This window comes from Stenotrophomonas sp. GbtcB23, from assembly GCF_019091045.1.
GTDB lineage: Bacteria > Pseudomonadota > Gammaproteobacteria > Xanthomonadales > Xanthomonadaceae > Stenotrophomonas > Stenotrophomonas rhizophila_A.
The window spans coordinates 1-1,227 of sequence record NZ_JAGXKC010000122.1 but is presented as its reverse complement, the minus strand read 5'-3'; the positions used below and the strand labels follow the sequence as shown (position 1 = coordinate 1,227).

Below are 1,227 nucleotides of genomic sequence, written 5' to 3'. Positions count from 1 at the left end.
CCGTAGCGGAGGGCGCGCAGCGGACCGTCTTGCTATGTGTCCGCTGATCCTTGCCACCAACTTGTTGGGGTAAGCCATGTCACAATCCGCATCTCGAAATGCCGCCCCTCTCGTGTCGATCGTCGATCACGCACCCAGAGCGATGGGAAGCGACTTTACGTTCCGTCTCAAGAGCATTCGTTTTGATGAGGACTACCGCCCCTCGGACAATACACGCATCACGACGAATTTTGCCAATCTTGCCAGAGGTGAGAGCCGCCAGGAGAATCTGCGCAATGCCTTGAGGATGATCGACAATCGCTTCAATGCTCTGGCGCACTGGGACAACCCGACTGGCGATCGTTACTCGCTCGAGCTCGATATCATCTCCGTCGAGATGAAGATCGCTTCAGGCGGCAGCAGCGACGCCTTCCCGCTGATTGAAATTCTGAAGACGACCATCGTGGATCGGAAAAATGACGATCGCATCGAGGGGATCGTCGGCAACAATTTTTCCTCTTACGTCCGCGACTACGATTTCAGCGTGGTCTTGCCGCAGCACAACAAGAACAAGCCTGGTTTCAGCATGCCGGACGATTTCGGTGACCTGCATGGAAGTCTCTTCAGGAGTTTTCTCAGCTCCGACTCCTACAGGGAGAATTTCAGCAAGGCGCCGGTCATTTGCCTTAGCGCTTCCAGCAGCAAGACCTACAGGCGGACTGAAAACCAGCATCCGGTGTTGGGCATCGAATACAAGCAAGACGAATTGTCATCGACCGATGCGTATTTCGTCAAGATGGGGATGAAGGTCCGCTATTTCATGCCCCCGGACAGTGTGGCGCCCTTTGCGTTCTATTTTATCGGCGACCTTCTCGCTGACTATACGAATCTGGAGCTTATCAGCACCATCAGCACGATGGAGGCGTTCCAGAAGATCTACCGGCCCGAGATTTACAACGCCAACTCCGTCGCAGGCGCTTTCTATCAGCCAAGCTTGAAGCACCAGGACTATTCGCTGACGCGGATTGTCTACGACCGCGAAGAGCGTAGCAGGCTTGCCGTTGAACAGGGCAAATTTGCCGAAGAACACTTCATCAAACCATACGGGACCATTCTTCAGCAGTGGTCCGCCAGCCACGCTGTTTGATTACCCGATAAGACAAGGTCGCCTATCATGAAAAGACTGTTGCCTACTTCAACCGCCGGCAGCCTGCCGAAACCGTCCTGGCTCGCAGAGCCGGAGAAGCT

At 54.6% G+C, this 1,227-nt stretch carries 1 protein-coding gene; it reads left to right on the top strand.

Annotation, left to right across the window (positions count from 1 at the left end):
• Positions 1 to 142: 142 nt before the first annotated feature.
• Complete coding sequence (locus KVS69_RS18305; RefSeq protein ID WP_217539419.1) at positions 143 to 1,126, top strand: DUF1852 domain-containing protein; 984 nt, start codon at positions 143 to 145, stop codon at positions 1,124 to 1,126.
• The last annotated feature ends 101 nt before the right edge of the window (positions 1,127 to 1,227 follow it).